This window comes from Candidatus Andeanibacterium sp., assembly GCF_057143545.1.
Genome location: NZ_DBNHSF010000087.1, coordinates 1 through 17,630, shown reverse-complemented (window position 1 = coordinate 17,630; position 17,630 = coordinate 1). Strand labels below are relative to the sequence as shown.

The 17,630-nt window shown below is 64.4% G+C and carries 20 protein-coding genes and 1 pseudogene; 12 read left to right on the top strand and 9 right to left on the bottom strand.

Features of this window, described 5'->3' with window-relative positions:
* The 3 genes and pseudogenes from AC16XC_RS05510 to rpsU all read right to left on the bottom strand — a co-directional run.
* Positions 1-932: pseudogene (locus AC16XC_RS05510) on the bottom strand (DUF4153 domain-containing protein); the annotation flags it as partial.
* Positions 933-983: 51 nt separating this feature from the next.
* Positions 984-1,553, bottom strand: a complete 570-nt coding sequence (locus AC16XC_RS05505; protein WP_484033643.1) for an FKBP-type peptidyl-prolyl cis-trans isomerase — start codon at positions 1,551-1,553, stop codon at positions 984-986.
* A gap of 90 nt (positions 1,554-1,643) precedes the next feature.
* Positions 1,644-1,844 carry a 30S ribosomal protein S21 gene (gene rpsU / locus AC16XC_RS05500; protein ID WP_484033642.1) on the bottom strand — a complete coding sequence of 67 codons (201 nt, stop codon included), beginning with the start codon at positions 1,842-1,844 and terminating at the stop codon, positions 1,644-1,646.
* A 247-nt stretch (positions 1,845-2,091) separates the two neighbouring features.
* Between rpsU and AC16XC_RS05495 the strand changes: the two genes are divergently transcribed.
* The 8 genes from AC16XC_RS05495 (at position 2,092) to AC16XC_RS05460 (ending at position 6,249) form a co-directional block, all read left to right on the top strand.
* On the top strand, positions 2,092-2,346 hold the full coding sequence (locus AC16XC_RS05495; protein ID WP_484033641.1) for a type II toxin-antitoxin system Phd/YefM family antitoxin: 255 nt from the start codon (positions 2,092-2,094) through the stop codon (positions 2,344-2,346).
* Positions 2,343-2,609, top strand: a complete 267-nt coding sequence (locus tag AC16XC_RS05490; RefSeq protein WP_484033640.1) for a Txe/YoeB family addiction module toxin — start codon at positions 2,343-2,345, stop codon at positions 2,607-2,609. Before AC16XC_RS05495 ends, AC16XC_RS05490 begins: the two co-directional genes overlap by 4 nt.
* 49 nt (positions 2,610-2,658) lie before the next feature.
* Positions 2,659-3,066: a fluoride efflux transporter CrcB gene (crcB, locus tag AC16XC_RS05485; protein WP_484033639.1), complete on the top strand. Its 408-nt coding sequence runs from the start codon at positions 2,659-2,661 to the stop codon at positions 3,064-3,066.
* Positions 3,063-4,190: an RluA family pseudouridine synthase gene (locus AC16XC_RS05480; RefSeq protein ID WP_484033638.1), complete on the top strand. Its 1,128-nt coding sequence runs from the start codon at positions 3,063-3,065 to the stop codon at positions 4,188-4,190. Before crcB ends, AC16XC_RS05480 begins: the two co-directional genes overlap by 4 nt.
* Before the next feature lie 139 nt (positions 4,191-4,329).
* Positions 4,330-4,983, top strand: a complete 654-nt coding sequence (locus AC16XC_RS05475) for an HAD-IA family hydrolase (RefSeq protein WP_484033637.1) — start codon at positions 4,330-4,332, stop codon at positions 4,981-4,983.
* Entirely contained in the window at positions 4,980-5,195 is a 216-nt protein-coding gene (locus AC16XC_RS05470) for a hypothetical protein (protein ID WP_484033636.1), read from the top strand. Before AC16XC_RS05475 ends, AC16XC_RS05470 begins: the two co-directional genes overlap by 4 nt.
* Positions 5,192-5,896, top strand: a complete 705-nt coding sequence (locus AC16XC_RS05465; protein ID WP_484033635.1) for an ATP12 family chaperone protein — start codon at positions 5,192-5,194, stop codon at positions 5,894-5,896. The genes AC16XC_RS05470 and AC16XC_RS05465 overlap by 4 nt, the downstream gene beginning before the upstream one ends.
* 50 nt (positions 5,897-5,946) lie before the next feature.
* Positions 5,947-6,249: a PilZ domain-containing protein gene (locus AC16XC_RS05460; RefSeq protein ID WP_484033634.1), complete on the top strand. Its 303-nt coding sequence runs from the start codon at positions 5,947-5,949 to the stop codon at positions 6,247-6,249.
* Positions 6,250-6,301: 52 nt separating this feature from the next.
* On the opposite strand, the gene AC16XC_RS05455 is transcribed toward AC16XC_RS05460, so the two are convergent.
* Together AC16XC_RS05455 and AC16XC_RS05450 are read right to left on the bottom strand one after the other, a co-directional pair.
* Positions 6,302-7,945 carry a bifunctional AfsR/SARP family transcriptional regulator/alpha/beta hydrolase gene (locus AC16XC_RS05455; protein ID WP_484033633.1) on the bottom strand — a complete coding sequence of 548 codons (1,644 nt, stop codon included), beginning with the start codon at positions 7,943-7,945 and terminating at the stop codon, positions 6,302-6,304.
* 91 nt (positions 7,946-8,036) lie between these two features.
* Positions 8,037-9,014, bottom strand: coding sequence for an AraC family transcriptional regulator (locus AC16XC_RS05450; protein WP_484033632.1), 978 nt, complete (start codon positions 9,012-9,014; stop codon positions 8,037-8,039).
* 329 nt (positions 9,015-9,343) lie between these two features.
* Between AC16XC_RS05450 and AC16XC_RS05445 the strand changes: the two genes are divergently transcribed.
* Genes AC16XC_RS05445 through AC16XC_RS05435 form a run of 3 tightly spaced genes read left to right on the top strand, consistent with a single transcriptional unit; the run spans position 9,344 to position 11,055 of the window.
* Complete coding sequence (locus tag AC16XC_RS05445) at positions 9,344-9,469, top strand: hypothetical protein (protein ID WP_484033631.1); 126 nt, start codon at positions 9,344-9,346, stop codon at positions 9,467-9,469.
* A gap of 49 nt (positions 9,470-9,518) precedes the next feature.
* Positions 9,519-10,451 (top strand): hypothetical protein, encoded by a 933-nt coding sequence (locus AC16XC_RS05440; protein WP_484033630.1) that lies wholly within the window; start codon positions 9,519-9,521, stop codon positions 10,449-10,451.
* 37 nt (positions 10,452-10,488) lie between these two features.
* Positions 10,489-11,055 (top strand): OsmC family protein, encoded by a 567-nt coding sequence (locus AC16XC_RS05435; protein WP_484033629.1) that lies wholly within the window; start codon positions 10,489-10,491, stop codon positions 11,053-11,055.
* 171 nt (positions 11,056-11,226) lie between these two features.
* On the opposite strand, the gene AC16XC_RS05430 is transcribed toward AC16XC_RS05435, so the two are convergent.
* The 4 genes from AC16XC_RS05430 to AC16XC_RS05415 all read right to left on the bottom strand — a co-directional run bounded on the left by AC16XC_RS05430 (position 11,227) and on the right by AC16XC_RS05415 (position 15,078).
* On the bottom strand, positions 11,227-11,847 hold the full coding sequence (locus AC16XC_RS05430) for an ABC-type transport auxiliary lipoprotein family protein (protein WP_484033628.1): 621 nt from the start codon (positions 11,845-11,847) through the stop codon (positions 11,227-11,229).
* Positions 11,844-12,791: an MlaD family protein gene (locus tag AC16XC_RS05425; RefSeq protein ID WP_484033627.1), complete on the bottom strand. Its 948-nt coding sequence runs from the start codon at positions 12,789-12,791 to the stop codon at positions 11,844-11,846. The genes AC16XC_RS05430 and AC16XC_RS05425 overlap by 4 nt, the downstream gene beginning before the upstream one ends.
* Positions 12,792-13,105: 314 nt before the next feature.
* Positions 13,106-13,933, bottom strand: a complete 828-nt coding sequence (locus AC16XC_RS05420) for an ABC transporter ATP-binding protein (RefSeq protein ID WP_484033644.1) — start codon at positions 13,931-13,933, stop codon at positions 13,106-13,108.
* Positions 13,934-13,965: 32 nt separating this feature from the next.
* The gene (locus AC16XC_RS05415) at positions 13,966-15,078 is read right to left on the bottom strand and encodes an MlaE family ABC transporter permease (RefSeq protein WP_484033626.1); all 1,113 of its coding nucleotides are present in this window, start codon (positions 15,076-15,078) and stop codon (positions 13,966-13,968) included.
* Between the two features lie 107 nt (positions 15,079-15,185).
* Between AC16XC_RS05415 and AC16XC_RS05410 the strand changes: the two genes are divergently transcribed.
* Positions 15,186-17,630: valine--tRNA ligase (locus AC16XC_RS05410; RefSeq protein ID WP_484033625.1), on the top strand; the 2,445-nt coding region annotated here is incomplete at its 3' end.

The following is a 17,630-nucleotide window of genomic DNA, read 5'->3' as shown; positions in this document are numbered from 1 at the left end:
GCGACCCGCGTGCCCATCGAAACCGCCGCGAAAATCGTCAGCGGGAAGATCGTGAGCGCCAGCACCAGCGAAGTCACCCGCATCAGCACATTGGTCGTCATTTCGGTATCGTCGTCGCGCACGATCGCGTTGGTGAGGACGAAGGCCCCGACCGCGCAGGCAAGCAGCAGCGGCGTTGCGCTGCGGGTTGCCTCCCACAGCACTTCGGGGCCCGACACCACCATCGCAAGCAGGAACACGACCAGCCCCAGAGCCAGCGGCACCGCGAGCAGCGAGAGCACCAGCTGCACCACCGAGAACAACGTGTGCAGGATGCCGAGCTTGTTCCTCAGCACGCCGAGCGCCCCGCCGAAGGCCGCGCCCGACAGCATCCAGCCGAACCAGCCCTCCTCGATCAGATCCATCAGGAAATCGATCTTGAGGAGCTGGAACAAGCTGGCGAGCAGCAGCGTCATCAGCCAGGTCAGCCCGACAAAGGCGAGGCTCCCGGCGGCGCTCACCGCATCGGTCCAGACGTGGAAATGGATGTCGCGATAGGGTGTGCTGAAGCGCAGCCGATGGAAGCCGGCCTGGAACAGCGGCAGCGCGATCACCGTCGCGACGACGCCCGCGGCAAAGCCGTATTGCTCGTCGGCGAAACGATCCTGCACACTCACCGCGCGCCAGGCGAGCCCGGCCATGACGAGGCCGGCCACGACCGCAAAGATCGCGACTTCCTTCCAGCGCTCGCGCTCAAGCGCCATCGCCGCGCTGAGCGGCCCGAAGAACAGGAAGGCGGCAGCGGCCATCTGCCACGGGACATCGTCATTCCCGTCGGTGACGAGCCAGATCAGCAGCCCGGCAGAGCCGAGCATTGCCGCCAGAATCCACGGGCGCTCGGCCCACTCTCCCCCGCTGCCCGTTGGTTCGGGCGCGATTCGTTCTTCGCTCATCGGGCAAGGATCGGCCCAAACGGGCCGCGCCGCAAGTGGTTCAAATTGTGCTTATTGTGCAGGCGCTTCGGCTGCTTCGCCGTCCTGCGCGGCCTGCTGCAGTTCGACCATCTGGCGGATCGTCGCAACGCGCCGGTCCATGTCCTCGCGGCTCATGAAATCGACCAGTTCGATCTCGAATACGAGGTCGGCATTGGGCGGAATGGGCGATCCCGGGGCAGGGTTGGCGCCATAGGCCTTGTCCGCCGGAATATGGAGTTCGTATTTCCCGCCCTTCTGCATCCTGGTCAGCCCTTCGATGAAGCCGGGGATGATCTGGCCATCCTCCAGCAGCATCGGCGTGCCTTCGGGCAGGATGCCGGGCACGGGGACCGGGAACGGCTGGCTCTGTTCGAACACGGTCCCGTCGGCCAGCTTGCCTGTGTAATTGACGAACACGACGTCGCCGACCGACGGGCTTTCGCCCATTCCTTCGGTGGTGGTCGTGATCGAAACGCCCTTGGGCACCGTGACATAGGCCATCAGCGCACCAGCCAGGATCACCACCACGATCGCCAGCCACAGCTTGGTGAGCGAACCCTTCTTCAGCGGTTGCAGCGGGACGCGGGTGACTTCGGCCATTTCGGGTTCCTTGGAGGCTTCGACAAACGAAAAGCGCGGGAATTGCTTCCCGCGCCTTTGGCTTAATGCTGTGAACTAGGCAAGAACTGGTTAGCCGTCGCGCTCGACCCGCTTGCGTTCGAGCTTGCGCGCGCGGCGGACCGCGGCGGCCTTTTCGCGCGCGCGCTTCTCGCTTGGCTTCTCGTAATGGCGGCGCAGCTTCATTTCGCGATACACTCCTTCGCGCTGCAGCTTCTTCTTGAGCGCACGAAGGGCCTGGTCGACATTGTTATCGCGAACGATGATCTGCATAAAATCCAACACCTCACAGCAACCGGCGAAACCCCGCAAAACGGCGGGTTACACCGCAAAAACTAACGAAAATTGCGCCGAATCCCTTGACGGACCGGCTCGACTGGGGCCGCACCTAGCCAAATGACGGGGCAAAAGCAAGGGTTTCGGGGCTTCTCGCAGACAGGCGCTCACCGCTCGCGCAAATTCACAATTTGCTTGATTTGTACAATAATTAGTACAAAAAGCATCCCGAAAGGATCGAACAATGGAAGTGATCTCATATTCGGATGCCCGCGCGAACCTGAAGAAGCTTATGGACCGCGTGGTCGGCGACCGGACGCATGTCGTCGTGACCCGCCAGAAGTCCGAATCCGTGGTGATGGTCTCGCTCGATGACTGGAACGCCATGGAAGAGACCCTGCATCTCCTATCCAACCAGAAGAATGCCGAGCGCCTGCGTGATTCAATCCGCCAACTCGATCGAGGCCAGGGTTCGGAGCGTGAGCTCGCCAAGCCGTGAAAATCGTCTTTTCGGACAATGCCTGGGAAGATTACCAGCATTGGCTCGGCGCAGATCCGAAGATCCTCAAGCGGCTCAATGATTTGATCGAAGAATGTCGGCGTACGCCGTTCAAGGGCACGGGCAAGCCCGAACCGCTCAAGGGCGACCTCAAGGGCTGGTGGTCCCGCAGAGTGACCCAGGAAGACAGGATGGTTTACAGGGTGGCAGGCAAAGGCGCTGACCAGCAATTGGAAATTGCGCAGTGCCGCTACCACTACTGATCGTCCAACCGCCCTTCCCCCCTGCCCCGCGCGCGGCTAAGGCGCAGCCATGAGCGCAACCTCCCCCCTTGCCGCAACCGCCTATGTCGCGCTGGGCGGCGGCGCGGGCGCGGTCCTGCGCCACCAGGTCGGCCGAATGCTGACCCTGTGGCTCGGCCCCAACACGGTTACTGCTTTCCCGTGGGCGACGCTGAGCGTGAACGTGCTCGGCAGCCTCGCGATGGGCCTGCTTGCCGGGTGGCTGGCGCGGCATGGCAGCGGCGGCGATCACTGGCGGTTGCTGCTCGGCGTCGGCCTGCTCGGCGGGTTCACCACCTTTTCCGCCTTCAGCCTCGAACTAATGCTGCTGATCGAGCGCGGCCAACCGGCGCTGGCGACCACCTATGCCGGCGTTTCGGTGCTCGCGGGGCTCGCCGCGCTCTATCTCGGCCTAATCATTATGCGGCTCGCCGGATGAGCCTTGACGTCCGCCAGTTCACTGTCGGGCCCGACGATGACGGAGTAAGGCTCGACCGCTGGTTCAAGCGCAATCTGCCGCAGGTCGGCTTCGGCACGGTTTCGCGCTGGGCGCGGACCGGCCAGATCCGGGTCGACGGCAAGCGCGCCAAGGTGGAAGACAGGCTGAGCGCGGGCCAGCAATTGCGGGTTCCGCCGGGCGGCGAGGACAGCGCAAGGAAACCGCGCCAGCGGCGCGAACTGTCTCCCGAAGAGATCGCGGCAGCGCGAGCCATGGTCATCATGCAGGACGAGGCCGCGATCGTGCTCAACAAGCCGCCCGGCCTCGCGACCCAGGGCGGGACCAGGACCTTCAACCATGTCGACGGGCTGCTCGACGCGTTTGCTCCCCCAAATTCACAAGGGGGTGAGGACGATCCCCGCCCGCGCCTCGTCCACCGGCTCGACAAGGATACCAGCGGCGTGCTGCTGGTCGCCCGCACGCCCGGCAGCGCGGCGTTCTTTTCGAAGCGCTTTGCGGGCCGCTCGGCAAAGAAGATCTACTGGGCGCTGGTCACCGGCGTGCCCGACGTCATCGCAGGCACGATCGACGCGCCGATCGCCAAGCAGCCCGGCACCGGCGGCGAGAAGATGCATGTCGACGAGGAGCGCGGCCAACCGGCCAGGACCCGCTATCGCGTGGTCGACCGCGCGGGCAAGCGCGCCTGCTGGATCGAGCTCCAGCCGCTCACCGGGCGGACCCACCAGCTGCGCGTCCACCTCGCCGCGATCGGCCATCCGATCATGGGCGACGGCAAATATGGCGGGCAGGATGCCTATCTCCCGGGCAGCGGGATCAGCCGCAAGATGCACCTCCATGCGCGGCGGCTGATCATCGACCATCCCGACGGGAAGAAGCTCGATGTGACGGCGGACCTGCCCGAGCATTTCGCGGCGAGCATGGAACAGCTCGGCTTCGATCCGGCGCAGAGCGCTGCCGCGCCGATCGAAGACGAGGCCCCGCCAAAATCGCGCGAGGACAAGAAGCAGGCTGCCCGCGCCCATGCCAAGCAATATCGCAAGGAGCGGCGCGGCGAGCGCAAGCGGCGGGGCGCGTCTGCCAGGCCTGAGCGGGGGAAAAGATGAGTTTGCGGCGGGTCCTCCCCTGGAAGGGGAGGTGGCAGCCCGCAGGGCTGACGGAGGGGTGTAACCGCCGGCGGGGACACCCCTCCACCACCGGGCTTCGCCCGGCGGTCCCCCTCCCCCGCAGTGGGAGGATCGGTGCATGACCATTCGCCTCGCCGTGTTCGATTGCGACGGGACGCTGGTCGATGGCCAGTCGGCGGTGTGCGAGGCGATGGAGGCGGCCTTCGCCGGCACCGGCCTGCCCCTGCCCCAGCGCAGCGCGGTCCGCCGGATCGTCGGCCTGAGCCTGCCGGTGGCGATCCGGTCGCTCGCACCCGAAGCGGAGGACGAGCGCATCGCCCATGCGGTCGAAGCCTACAAGGCGGCCTTCTTCGCTGCGCGCCAGGAAGGAAGGGTGCACGAGCCGCTGTTCGAAGGGGTTGCCGACCTTCTCGGCACGCTCCACCGCGCCGGCTGGCGGCTGGGCGTGGCGACCGGCAAGTCCGAACGGGGCTTGAAGACCGTGCTGTCGAACCATGGCCTCGTGGACCTGTTCTGCACGCTCCAGACCGCCGACCGGCATCCCTCGAAGCCGCATCCCTCGATGCTGGAGGCGGCGCTTGCCGAAGCGCTCGCCCGGCCCGAACATGCCGTGATGATCGGCGATACCGCCTATGACATCGAAATGGCGAGAAGCGCAGGCGTTCGGGCAATCGGGGTCGCCTGGGGCTATCATGCGCCAGAGGAGCTGCTGGACGCGGGCGCAGATGCAGTCGCAGTGAGCGCTGCACAATTGGGAGAGCTGCTGGCATGAACGAGGGCGACAAGCTCGCGCGCAACCGCTTCTGGGTCCTCAACGCGGTGCGGCTCTCCGGGCTGTCGCTCGTCCTGCTCGGCATTGCAGTCCAATATGGCCGGCTGGAGGCGCCGCAATGGGTCGCCTATGCGCTGGTCGTGACCGGCTTTGTCGAGTTCTTCTTCCTGCCCAACGTGATTGCGAAGAGCTGGCGGACAAAAGACCGGTGAAACGCTTCTACAAGGACGTATCGATCGAGCCCGTTACCGGCGGCTGGCAGGTCATGCTCGATGGGCGAGGAATCAAGACCCAGCAGGGAAACCTCCAGATCGTCCCGAGCGAGGTCCTCGCCGAGGCGCTGGCCGAGGAATGGCGAGGCCAGGGCGAGCAGATCGATCCCAACACCCTCAAGCTGCGCGACCACGCTGATTATGCGATCGATGTCGTCGCTCCCGATCCGGCATCCGTGATCGCATCCATGCTGCCCTATGCCGAGACCGATACGCTCTGCTATCGCGCCGATCCCGACGAGCCGCTGTTCCTGCGCCAGCTGGAATTGTGGGAGCCGCTGCTGGCCCGCGCAGAACAGCGGCTGGGCCTCAAATTCGAGCGGGTCAGCGGGATTGTCCATCGCCACCAACGCCCCGAAACGCTTGCTGCACTGAAATCCGGGCTCGAAACGCGCGATCCCTTCACACTTGCGGCGCTGCAAGCGCTGACCTCGCTATCCGCTTCGCTGGTGATCGGTCTCGAAGCGCTGGAAGATGACGCCGAGGCGGAGGCCTTGTGGCAAGCGGCGAATTGCGAGGAAGACTGGCAGGCCGAGCAATGGGGCTGGGAAAGGAGCGCGGAAACCCGCCGTGCCGCGCGATTTGCCGACTTTTCCCGCGCAATCGAGTTTGCGCGCCTTGCACGCCGCACCTCACAGTAAACGCTCCGTTTACCCTCGCCTGCTAGTCCGCTCGGCAAAGGGGGCGGGATATGTCACAGGACAGGCGCACGGCCGAGCGTGTTCCGATCGTACTCAATGCGGTCTGCCGCCGCGAAGGCGAAAGCTGGAAGGCGCTCATCAGCAACGTCTCGGAAGGCGGATGCTGCCTCGAATTGCCGTGGAAGGTGCTCGACCGCGGCGACCGGATCGCGCTCGAGCTCGACGAACACCTCGTCCTTCCCGCGACGGTCGCGTGGGCCGGAACAAAGCGCGCGGGGCTGGCTTTCTCCAGCCCGCTGTTCGGCGCGATGATCACCGAATATGCGCGGCAAGCCAGGAAGGCCGCCGCCTAGCTGTCAGATAAAGTCCGCCACCGGCATGGAGCCGCCCTGGCAAGGCCAGCGCTCAGTCTTCGCGCCGCGCAAGGAACTGGCGGATCTGCGCCACCACCGTCGGCCAAGCGGGCTCGTCCGCCAGCACCAGGTGATTGGGGCTGTCGAGCGCGACAAACTTCGCGCCGGGAATATGCCGCGCAAGCATCCGCCCGGCCTCGAACGGGATCACCTCGTCGCCCCGGCAATGCATGACGAGCGTCGGCACCTGCACCTTGCGCAACAAATGGCGTACATCGATCTGGCTGAGCACCCGCTGGAGCCGCTGGGCGCCCGCGGGCGAAGCGGATATCCGCTGCAGCTCGTTGAACCAGTTCGCCTGTTCCTCGGTCGCATGGGGGAAATAGAGCGAGGTGAACATCTGCCGGAAGGCCGGGTTGTCCCTGCCCCAGCCGACTCCGGTGAGCGTGACCATCGCTTCGCGCCGGGCGATCTCTTCGGGATCGTTGCGCCTGGCCCAGCCCTGGGAGTAGCCGCCATAGAGCACCAGCCGCCGGACCCGCTCGGGAAATTTCACGGCATAGGCGATCGAAACCGCGCAGCCCTGCGAGATTCCGAGCAGGTCGAAGCGCTCGAAGCCGGCGGCATCGACTACCGTCTCGAGATCCTCGACAAAGGCCTCGAACGACATGCGTTCGACGTTCCAGTCGGACAGGCCGTTACCGCGCTCATCATAGCGCAGCAATGTTCGCTCTTCGGAAAGTTGGGCGATCCAGTGCCGCCAGATCGGGCTCTCCCATTCGAATTCGAGGTGGTTGAGCCAGTTGGCGGTCTTGACCAGCGGCGGGCCCTTGCCGACCAGGCTGTAGGCCAGGCCGGTGCCGTCGGGCGCGGTGCAGAATTCGACCTGCTGCTGGACCGGCGGAGTCGAGGGTGAAGCGGCAACTCGTGGCGAGGCAACAGGGCGGGACATGCTCAGCGATGGGGGAACGGGGATGTCGGCCGATTCCAGTCCGCGTTTCGCGAGCGTGCGCTGGGCCTCGGCTTCCTCCTCGCGTCCGCACTTGACGAGCAGGTCGATCAGGGTCTCCCATGCCTGCTCGTCGAGCGGGTCGTCCTCGACCAGTTGCCTGGCGTAAGGCAGCGCCCGCTCGGGCTGGCCGGCCAGCGCCGCCACCAGCCGCAAGCAGATCCCGCTCTGCATCCGGCGGACGTCCTCGCGCTGTGCGACCAGCCAGCTGTCGAATTCCTCGCAGCCCCGCAAGTCGAGCCCGGGGGCGAATTCGCCGCGAATCGCTGCAGCCTGCTCGAGCAGGGCGATGTCGTCGCAGTCCGCCGCCGCTGCCAGCCGGTCGAGGTCGATACTGGTCTCGACGGGATCGAACCGCACACCGTCGCGATCGGCCTTGAGACGAACCGCATCCTCTTCATCGACGACCTGGCGCAGCTTGCTGAGGCTCCAGCGCAGCGCCCCCTTGGGGTCGTCGGGCACGTTCCAGAACAGGGCGCAGAGCCGTTCGCGGCGGTGCGCGCGGCGGGTGACGGCCAGATAGGCGAGCAGCGCGCGCGTCTTCTTCGAGGCCGGCAGCCCTATCGCCCGGCCATCCTGCTTGACGATCACGTCGCCGATAAATTGCAGTTCGAGCGCCGCCCCCTCCTCCTTCGACTGCGCGAGAGCGTGGAAATTATGGGCATGCTGCGCCCGCGTCAAATTCATCGCCGCCTCAAGGCGAGTGCGCCGGAGATTGAACAGCCCGCGATCCGCGGCTTGAAGCTCGGTGCGGTCTGGATACCCGGCCGTCGTGCCGTCATGCGCGATCGTTCCCAATGGAGTCGCGGCGCCAACTGGCAGGGGCTGTCCCGAACACCTTCTTGAAGGCCCGCGAAAACGAAGCTTCGGACTCGTAACCGACCGAATGGGCGATTTGTGCGAGCGAAGCACTGCTGTTGCACAATTCCTGCGCGGCGACCTGCATCCGCCAATGCGCCAGGTAATGGATCGGCGCCATGCCGATCAGCCGACTGAAGCGGTCGGCAAGGGCGGAACGCGAAAGGCCCACGGCCGCAGCAAGGCTGTCATTGGACCAGTCGCGCGCGACATCGGCGTGGAACAACGCCAGCGCCCGCGCCACATATTGGTCGCCGAGCCCTGCGAGCCATCCTGTCTGGCCTTCGGGCAACGCCTCTGCGTAGCGGCGCACCGCTTCGACGAAGAGCAGTTCGGACAGCTTGCCGAGTACGGCTGTCGAGCCCGGCCGCCCAGTGGCGACTTCGTCGGCGGCGAATTTGAAGGTCGAGCGAATCCATTCGTCGCCGCCCCCAGGGTCGCCGTCGAGCACAAGCATTCGAGGCAACGTCGAAAGCACTGGATTCATCTCGGCATGGTCACACCCGAGAAATCCGCACACCAGCCGCACATTCTCGCCACCTCCGCCATGCCTGATCGAGAACAGGCCCTGATCGGATGGCGGACTTATGATCTCGTCTGCGGAAACCGGGTGGCGGCTGATCGTGCTGCCCATGACATGCAAGTCGTTGTGCGGGAACAGGACGAGTTCCCCGGCCCGGAGCCGAACCGGCGCAGTGCCGGCCACGCCGGAGCTGACGAGCATCTCGCCCGTAACGACATAGTGATACGGAATGACGTGCGAAACCCGCTCCATGAACGGGGCGCACACGTCCGGGGTTACTTGCGCGGCAATACACCATGGTGCCGAGAACTCGGCATGCAGGAAAACGCCGCCCTTGAGCCGTGCGACACGCAAGACATCGGATAACACGTCCATTCCGGCTCTCCACCGCATTCAGGTAGATCGGTCAGATCTTCCGGCAGGGCGATCATAGAACGGGCCGGCTCCCAAGCGATAGAGAAACGTGCATCGATAAGCCGGACAGACGTCCGTGATTATCAGCAATTTAGAGGAAAATACCGATGAAATCCCGAACTTCAACAGTCGATCCACGACCAATCGCGCCATTGCGGGAGCGTGGAAAATGCGGTCCCGCGCGCGGCAGGTCAATTTCCACGATCTTTCCAACGCCGGCTCCAACGGATGCGGCCCACAGGGCTGCCAGCGCCGCACGTCGCGGCAAACCGACAAAAGGACAGAAGAACATGATCCATCAAAGATACGACCCGGCCACTTCGGCGGCCGCCGGCCTCGCTGCAGCCCTGTTCTGCACCGTGGCCTGGATCGGCGGGGGGCTGATGGCCCTCGCGCTCAACGGCGGGGCGGTCTGAGGACCGCCCCGACCCCACCCCACCCATTTCGAATCACGGGAGCATTATCATGAATGCCCAGACTGCCATCATCGAAGCCAACCGTTACGAGCGCTGCATCAATGCCTCGAAGCGGGTGCGCTGGGATATCGACCAGGACGTGATCCGCGGCCGGAGCTTCGGCCCCGGCGACAAGTACCTTCCCGACGGCCTCTCGCTGATCGGCGAATTCGCGTCGCTTTCGGCCGACGAGAAGCGCTTTGTCAGCCAGATCCAGGGGCGGACCTATGCCAATGTGTTCGGCCTCGTCGAACGCTTCATCAACGCCAAGGTGCTCGAGATCAGCCGCGAGTACTGGCTCGGCGACCAGGTCGCGCTTGAAGCGCTGGTGCGCTTCAGCGACGAGGAACTCAAGCACCAGGAACTGTTCCGCCGGATCGACCGGATGATCGGCGAGGTCCTGCCCGCTGGCTATCGCTTCGATGTCGACCCCGACGCCGTTGCCGGCGTCGTGCTCGGCAAGAGCACCTGGTCGGTGCTGCTGCTGACGCTCGACATCGAGCTGTTCACCCAGTCGCATTACCGCCAGAGCATCGATCCCGACACCGCCCTGTCGCCCCTGTTCAAGGATGTCTTCCTCTATCACTGGAAGGAAGAGAGCCAGCACGCGATCCTCGACGAGCTCGAGCTGGTCAGGCACGATTCCGGGATCGGCGATGCGGAGCGCGACCAGGGCGTCGAAGACTTCATCCAGTTGGTCGTCGCGGTCGACGGCATCCTGCAGGCACAGTCTGTCGCGGATGCAGCCTATTTCGCGGAGGCCTGCGGGCGCGCGGTCGACGCGGAAGAATCCGCCGCGATCGCGGCTGCGTTCCTCAAGGCCTATCGCTGGCAGTACATCTTCAGCGGCGCCCAGCACCCGCATTTCGGCAAGGTCCTGACCAGCCTTGTCACCGAAAGCCAGATGAGCCGCATTCAGGGCGCTCTCGCCACCCTGGCATGAATTCCTGAAACCTCACACCTTTGAAAGGAGAATACCGATGAATGCCATTACCGATATCGCCAAGGCCGGGCGCGTCAACGGGATCGATCTCGATGCCCTGACCGAAACGGTCGACGCCGTCAGCCACGATCACGCCAAGGGAATCGTCGAATTCCGTGTCCGAACCGAATGGGTCGGCCAGACCCGCTCGGAATCGACCGTCGAAAGCTACACGATCGGCGGCCAGCGGATCGATCGCCGCTTCAAGGTCGTCGCCGACGAACCGTTCGAGCTGCTGGGAACCAACAGCGCGCCCAATCCGCAGGAACTGCTGATGAGCGCAGTCAACGCCTGCATGATGGTCGGCTACGTCGCCCAGGCCGCGATCCGCGGCATCAACCTGACCGCCTGCCGAATCGAGATGTCGGGCGAACTCGACCTGCGCGGCTTCCTCGGGATCGATCCCGCGGTGCCGAACGGGTATCGCGAGCTCAATTATCTCGTGACCCTCGAAGGCGACGGTACCCGCGCGCAGTTCGAGGAAATCCACGCGGCAGTCCAGGCGACTTCGCCGAACTTCTACAACATGAACGAAACCATCGTCATGCACGGCAGGCTTGCCTAGAGCGCTATCGGCTTTGCTTGCATCAAAGCCGGCGCTCCAGGACCTTGTTTTGCCGCGATTTCCGAGTCGCCAGATGATTCCATCCGGCTCGAAATCGCTCCAGGTTCTGTCCCCCCCAGAACCGGTCCCGGCAGGCTTCGGCTTGCCGGGACTTTGCTTCGCGGCCTTTCCTCAGCCTACCCAGTCGGCCACCTCGCCCGCGACCTGGTTGGCGGCCCGGTTGAGCGCCGGCCCGACATCCATGGCCTCGGGGAGCACGCCGTTCACTTCCGCTTCGAAGCGCCTTGTCCGCACCTGCCCGTCTGGCAGTTGCAGGATCGCATCGAAGCGCACCACAACCGAGCCCGAAGACGCGTCATAGCCCATTTCGAGCAATTGCCCGGTCAGCCTGGTCGCGGCGGAATGACGGATATCGGCCCCTTCGATCACCAGCCGGCTGCCGCTCGCGCGGATGGTTTCGCTGACCAGCGCGGCAAACAGGCGCGCAGGCTTTTCGACCCACACCGCATCCTGGAGATAGGCCACGGTCGAATCGTTGACCTGCACCGGCACCCTGACGACGTCGAGCTTGCGCGGAGCGTCCGGCTCGAACACCGCGATGGCCTGCGCCACGGAGCCGTAGGTATCCTCGCCCGCCGCGGCAGTGCGGGTGGGGGTCAGGCTCAGCAGGCTCTCGGGCGGGTCCTCGCCGAGGCTGACGCAGCCCGCCAGCACAAGGACCGGGGCAAACGCCGCCAGGCAGGCCGCCCTGCGCTTTGCGAAAATCGGCATCGTGGCGGCCCCCTTCCTCATGGTTCGTAATCCGGCAGCTTGGAGCCGCCCAGCAAGGCGCCCGCGCCCTGGTCGTCGAGTTTTTCGGTAATCGCACGCAGCGCCGCGCTGGTTTCGCGCAGGTCGCGCATGGTCGCCTCGGCGGCGGGCAAGGTGGTTTCGGCCAGCTTGCGGGTTGCGGGCTCGGTACTGGCAAGCGTGCGTTCGAGCGCCTGGGCCGCCTGCTGCGCCGAGGCCAGCGTCGCGCGCAATTGCTGAGCGAGCGGCTGTCCGTCACCGGCCAATAGCCGGTCGGTCGATTGCATGGTCTTTTCAAAGGCGGCAAGGCTCTCGCTCGCCTGCGCCAGCGTCGCCCGGAATTCGACCAGCGTGCCCTGCAATTCGGGGGAGGCATCGGCGAGGCTGCCGGTCATCCGGTTGGTATTGGCCAGGATCGCCGAAATATTGCGCTGGTTCTCGTCCGAAAGGAGTTGGTTGAGCCGCTCCGACAGCGTCGCCAGCCGGTCGAGCAACACCGGCGCCGTGTTGAGCAATGCGCCGAGGCCGCCGGCCTGGGGCGGGATAACGGGCTTTCCTTCGGGACAGGCGGTTGTTTCGCAATCTATTTCCGGCCGACCGCTCACCGCGCCGTCGAGCAGGATCTTGGCGACACCGGTAAAGCTCGACTGAATCGTGGCAGTCGTGCCGATGAGGATCGGCACCTTCTCGTCGATCTTGATCCGGACGCGGACGAATTCGGGATTCTTCTCGTACAGCTCGATCTCCGTCACCTGGCCGGCGGGAACGCCCGAAAAGGTCACCTGCGAGCCGATCGCGAGGCCTTCGACCGATTGTTCGAACAGAACGTCGTATTCCTTGGTGCTGCCCTCATCCAGACCGGCGAGCCAGACGATGAAGATCGCCAGTGCGGCAAGCAGCGCCAGCGTGACCGCTCCGACCCAGATAAAGTTCGACCGTGTCTCCATATCAGGGCCTGGGCCCATACCCCGCATGAGCCGTGGTGGCTCCGCCGCGGGATGATATGCAAGAAGCGGCGCGAAGAGCGAGGCCTGCTCCCCGGTCGAGCGGCGCGACGCAGCAGGTCGCCCGCAGCGGGCCATCCTGGAAGGACTTGGCCTGAAGCGACCATCCCATCGTCGCTCGTCCTCGAATATGCTGTGGCATGTCCTTCGTCCTCGTTCCTTGATCTGGCCGCTTCCGGCTCAAGCCACGACCATGTGGGATATGCGCCCAGTCCCTCATGCCCCTAATCCCCCGATTTTCCGCCCGAGTCCATGGCTTAGCTCATTTCCCGGCTGGCCAGCGCGGCCCGTCCGCGCGGACCGGCAAAATATTCCTGGATCCACGGATGATCGGTCGCGAGCAATTCGGGGATCGTCCCGACCGCGATCACCTTCTTGTCGGCCAGCACCGCGATCCGGTCGCAGATCTCGTGCAGCGTATCGAGATCGTGGGTAATGAGGAACACCGTCAGGCCCAGGATGTCGGCCAGTTCGCGGGTAAGCTTGTCGAACGCCGCCGCGCCAACCGGATCGAGCCCGGCGGTCGGTTCGTCGAGAAACAGCAGTTCGGGGTCGAGCGCCAATGCGCGGGCGAGCCCGGCGCGCTTCTTCATCCCGCCCGAAAGCTGCGAGGGAAACTTGCTGGCCGTACCTTCGGCAAGACCCGAAAGCCGCACCTTGTAACTCGCGATCTCGCGCCTCAGTTCGGCGGTGATCTCGGGATAAAATTCTCTCAGCGGAACTTCGACATTCTCGCCGACAGTGAGAGTCGAGAACAGCGCGCCGCCCTGGAACAGCACGCCCCAGCGCGAGCGGATATCGATTTCGGCTTCCTCGTGGTGGTCGGCGATCGACCGCCCGAACACCTCGATCTGCCCGGCCTCGGGCAATTGCAGGCCGATGATCGAACGCATCAGCACCGATTTGCCGGTGCCCGAACCACCGACGACGCCGAGGATCTCGCCGCGCCTGACCTTCAGCGAAAGGTCTTCATGCACCACCTGGCTGCCGAAACAATTGACCAGACCTTCGACGACGATCGGAAAGTCGCCCTGGTACATATCGTGCCTGCGCAGCCGCGCGCGATGCTCGACCCGCCGCACCATGCGGGGCTCGTTGTGGATCGGGTCGGCGCCGCTCATCCCCAGCCGACCTCGGTGAAGAACACGGCAAAAAACGCGTCGAGCACGATCACCATGAAGATGCCCTGGACCACCGCCTTGGTGGTGCGGATGCCGACTTCCTCGGCATTCCCTTCAACCTGCATCCCCTGGTAACACCCCGCAAGCGCAACGATCAGGCCGAACACCGGGCCCTTGATCAGCCCGACCCACAAATCGTGGACCGGCACCACGTCCTGAATCCGGTTGAGGAAGGTCCAGAACGGGATGCCGAGGGTGATATCGGAAATCACCGCCCCGCCGATGATCGCGACCAGCGCGGAATAGAAGCCGAGCAACGGCATCAGCAGCACCGCAGCAAGGATGCGCGGAATGATCAGCGCCTCGACCGGCGAGACCCCGATCGTCCGCATCGCGTCGACTTCTTCGGTCAGCTTCATCGTGCCGATCTGCGCGGCAAAGGCCGAGCCCGAACGGCCCGCGACCATGATCGCGGTCATCAATATGCCCAGTTCGCGCAGCGAGAGCCGCCCGACGAGGTTGATGGTGAGGATTTCCGCACCGAATTGTTCGAGCTGGACCGCGCCCTGCTGGGCAATCACGATGCCAATGAGGAAGCTCATCAGCCCGATGATCGGCAGCGATGTCACCCCGACCAGCTCGATCTGGCGGATCAGCGAGTTCGTCCGGAAGCGCGAGGGATGGCGCAGCAAATGGAACGTGGCAACCAGGATGGCGCCGAAGAAGCCGAGCAGCCGCAATGTCCCGCCGCCGAGGTCGAACATCTTGTGACCGACCGCCGCGGGAACGAAACGCAACAAAGGAACATGGGGCGGCTCGATCTCCTCGATCTGGTCATGGACCCTGACGGCCTTGATCAACGCGCCCGTTTCCTCGCTTTCGCCGATGATCCTGGCACCTTTCGCGTCCGCGAAGCGCCAGACGGTCCATGCCCCCACCGTGTCGCAGGCGCCGCAGCCGCTGAGATCGACGACATCGACCCTGTGCTGGATCTTGCGCAATTCACGGTCGAGCACGCCGATGGTCGAGACCAGCAAGGGGCCGGTCAGCGCCACCTTGACGGTGCCCCCCTCCTGTTCCGCGACTTCGAAATCGGCCCATTCGCGCATGGCGAGCAGCTATGCGGTCAAAAACCCGCGACGACAAGTTTTCGGGCCAATTCAAGGGTGGACTTGTCTTGCACCGCAGCAATGCCACTGGCAAAGGCCTGCCAATCATGAGCAGCGAACTCGACAAGACTTTCGACCCGGCCGCGATCGAGGCGAAATGGTACGAATTCTGGGAGTCGAACGGGCTGTTCCGGCCCGATCGGCCCGAGGCCGAACCCTTCACCATCGTCAACCCGCCGCCCAATGTCACGGGCTCGCTCCATATCGGCCACGCGCTCGACAACACGTTGCAGGACGTGGTGGTCCGCTACGAGCGGTTGCGCGGCAAGGATGCGCTGTGGGTGGTCGGCATGGACCATGCCGGGATCGCGACCCAGATGGTGGTCGAGCGCGAACTCGAGAAGCGGCAGGACAAGCGCACCAATTACAGCCGCGAGGAATTCATCGCCAAGGTGTGGGAGTGGAAGGCCGAAAGCGGCGGCCAGATCACGAAGCAATTGCGGCGGCTGGGCTGCTCGATGGACTGGAGCCGCGAACAGTTCACCATGGACGAGCATTTCACCCGCGCGGTGGTGAAGGTGTTCGTCGAGCTCTACAACGAAGGCCTGATCTACCGCGACAAGCGGCTGGTCAATTGGGACCCCAAGCTCAGGACCGCGATCAGCGACCTCGAAGTCGAGACGCGGGAGCTGCCAGGGAGCTTCTGGCACTTCAGATATCCGCTGGCCGACGGGGTGAAGCTGGACAGCGGCGCCGATCATATCGTGGTCGCGACCACAAGGCCCGAAACCATGCTCGCCGACATGGCGGTGGCGGTGCATCCGACCGACGAGCGCTACGCATCCGTCGTCGGCAGGGAGGTGGTCCTGCCGATCACCGGGCGCCGGGTGAAGGTGGTGGCCGACGAGCATGCCGATCCGGAACTCGGATCGGGCGCGGTCAAGATCACGCCGGGCCACGATTTCAACGACTTCGAAGTCGGCAAGCGGGCCGGGATCGCGCCATCCGAGATGCTCAACATGTTCGATGCCGAGGCGAATGTGGTCCAGACCTCGGACGGGCTGATCCCCGAGAAATATCTTGGCAAGAACCGCTTTGTCGCGCGCGACATGGTGGTGGCCGAACTCAATCAACTCGGCTGCCTCGTCCCGCACGTGGACAAGGACGGCAACGAGCACGACGCGGAGCCGCGCACGATCCAGACGCCGTTCGGCGATCGCGGCGGAGTGGTGATCGAACCCTGGCTGACCGACCAGTGGTATGTCGATGCGGCGGTGCTCGCCAAGCCCGCGATCGAAGCGGTGAAATCGGGTAGAATCGAGATCGTGCCGAAGAGCTGGGAAAAGACCTATTTCAACTGGATGGAGAACATCCAGCCGTGGTGCGTTTCGCGGCAATTGTGGTGGGGGCACCGGATTCCGGCGTGGTATGGGCCTGCGATTGCCGATGGAACTCCAAACTACGTCGTCGGCGATGCATCAGTCTCAAACGAAGTGTTTGTTGCGGAGACTTTTGAGGATGCAGTCGCGCTGGCAGAGAAGAGTTATGAAGGAGCAACTCAATTCTTCGAAGCTGAAAATGCGCCTTTGGCATATTTGGGGACCAACGGCGATCCGACGAAAGTTGGTCTTTGGCGAGACCAAGACGTCCTCGACACCTGGTTCTCCTCCGCGCTGTGGCCCTTCGCCACGCTCGGCTGGCCCCAGGATCCTCCCCCTCCCCGGCAAGCCGGGGAGGATTTGTTAGCCCGCCACTATCCCAACGACCTCCTGATCTCGGGCTTCGACATATTGTTCTTCTGGGATGCCCGGATGGCGATGCAGGGCATCCACTTCATGAAGGATGTGCCGTGGAAGCGGCTCTATCTTCATGGCCTCGTGCGCGCGCCCGACGGGCAGAAGATGTCGAAGTCGAAGGGCAATGTCGTCGATCCGCTGGGCCTGATCGACAAATACGGCGCCGATGCGCTGCGCTTCTTCATGGCGGCGATGGAAAGCCAGGGCCGCGACATCAAGATGGACGAGAAGCGGGTCGAGGGTTACCGCAATTTCGCGACCAAGCTGTGGAACGCGGCGCGCTTCTGCCAGGCGAACGGCATTTCCGGGACCAGGAGCCTCGCCGCCCCGCCCGCCGCATCGGCGGTCAACAAGTGGATTATCGGCGAAGTGGTCGAGTGCCAGGTCGCAATCGACAAGGCCATGGCCGAGCTGCGCTTCGATGCCGCCGCCAACGCAATCTATCACTTCGTTTGGGACACTTTCTGCGACTGGTACCTGGAACTCATCAAGGGCCAGGTCGACGCCGAGACCAAGCTGGTCGCCGGCTGGGCGCTCGACCAGATCCTCGTCATGCTGCACCCTTTCATGCCCTTCATCACAGAAGAGCTGTGGTCGAAGCAGGGCGACAGACCAGACTATCCGCTGATCGCCGCAAAATGGCCCGAACCCGGAGCCGAAGTCGATGCGGAAGCCAAAGCCGAGGTCGACTGGCTGATTGCACTGACCAGCGCCGTACGTACTGCGAAGAACGAGCTCGGCATTGCACCGGGCGCC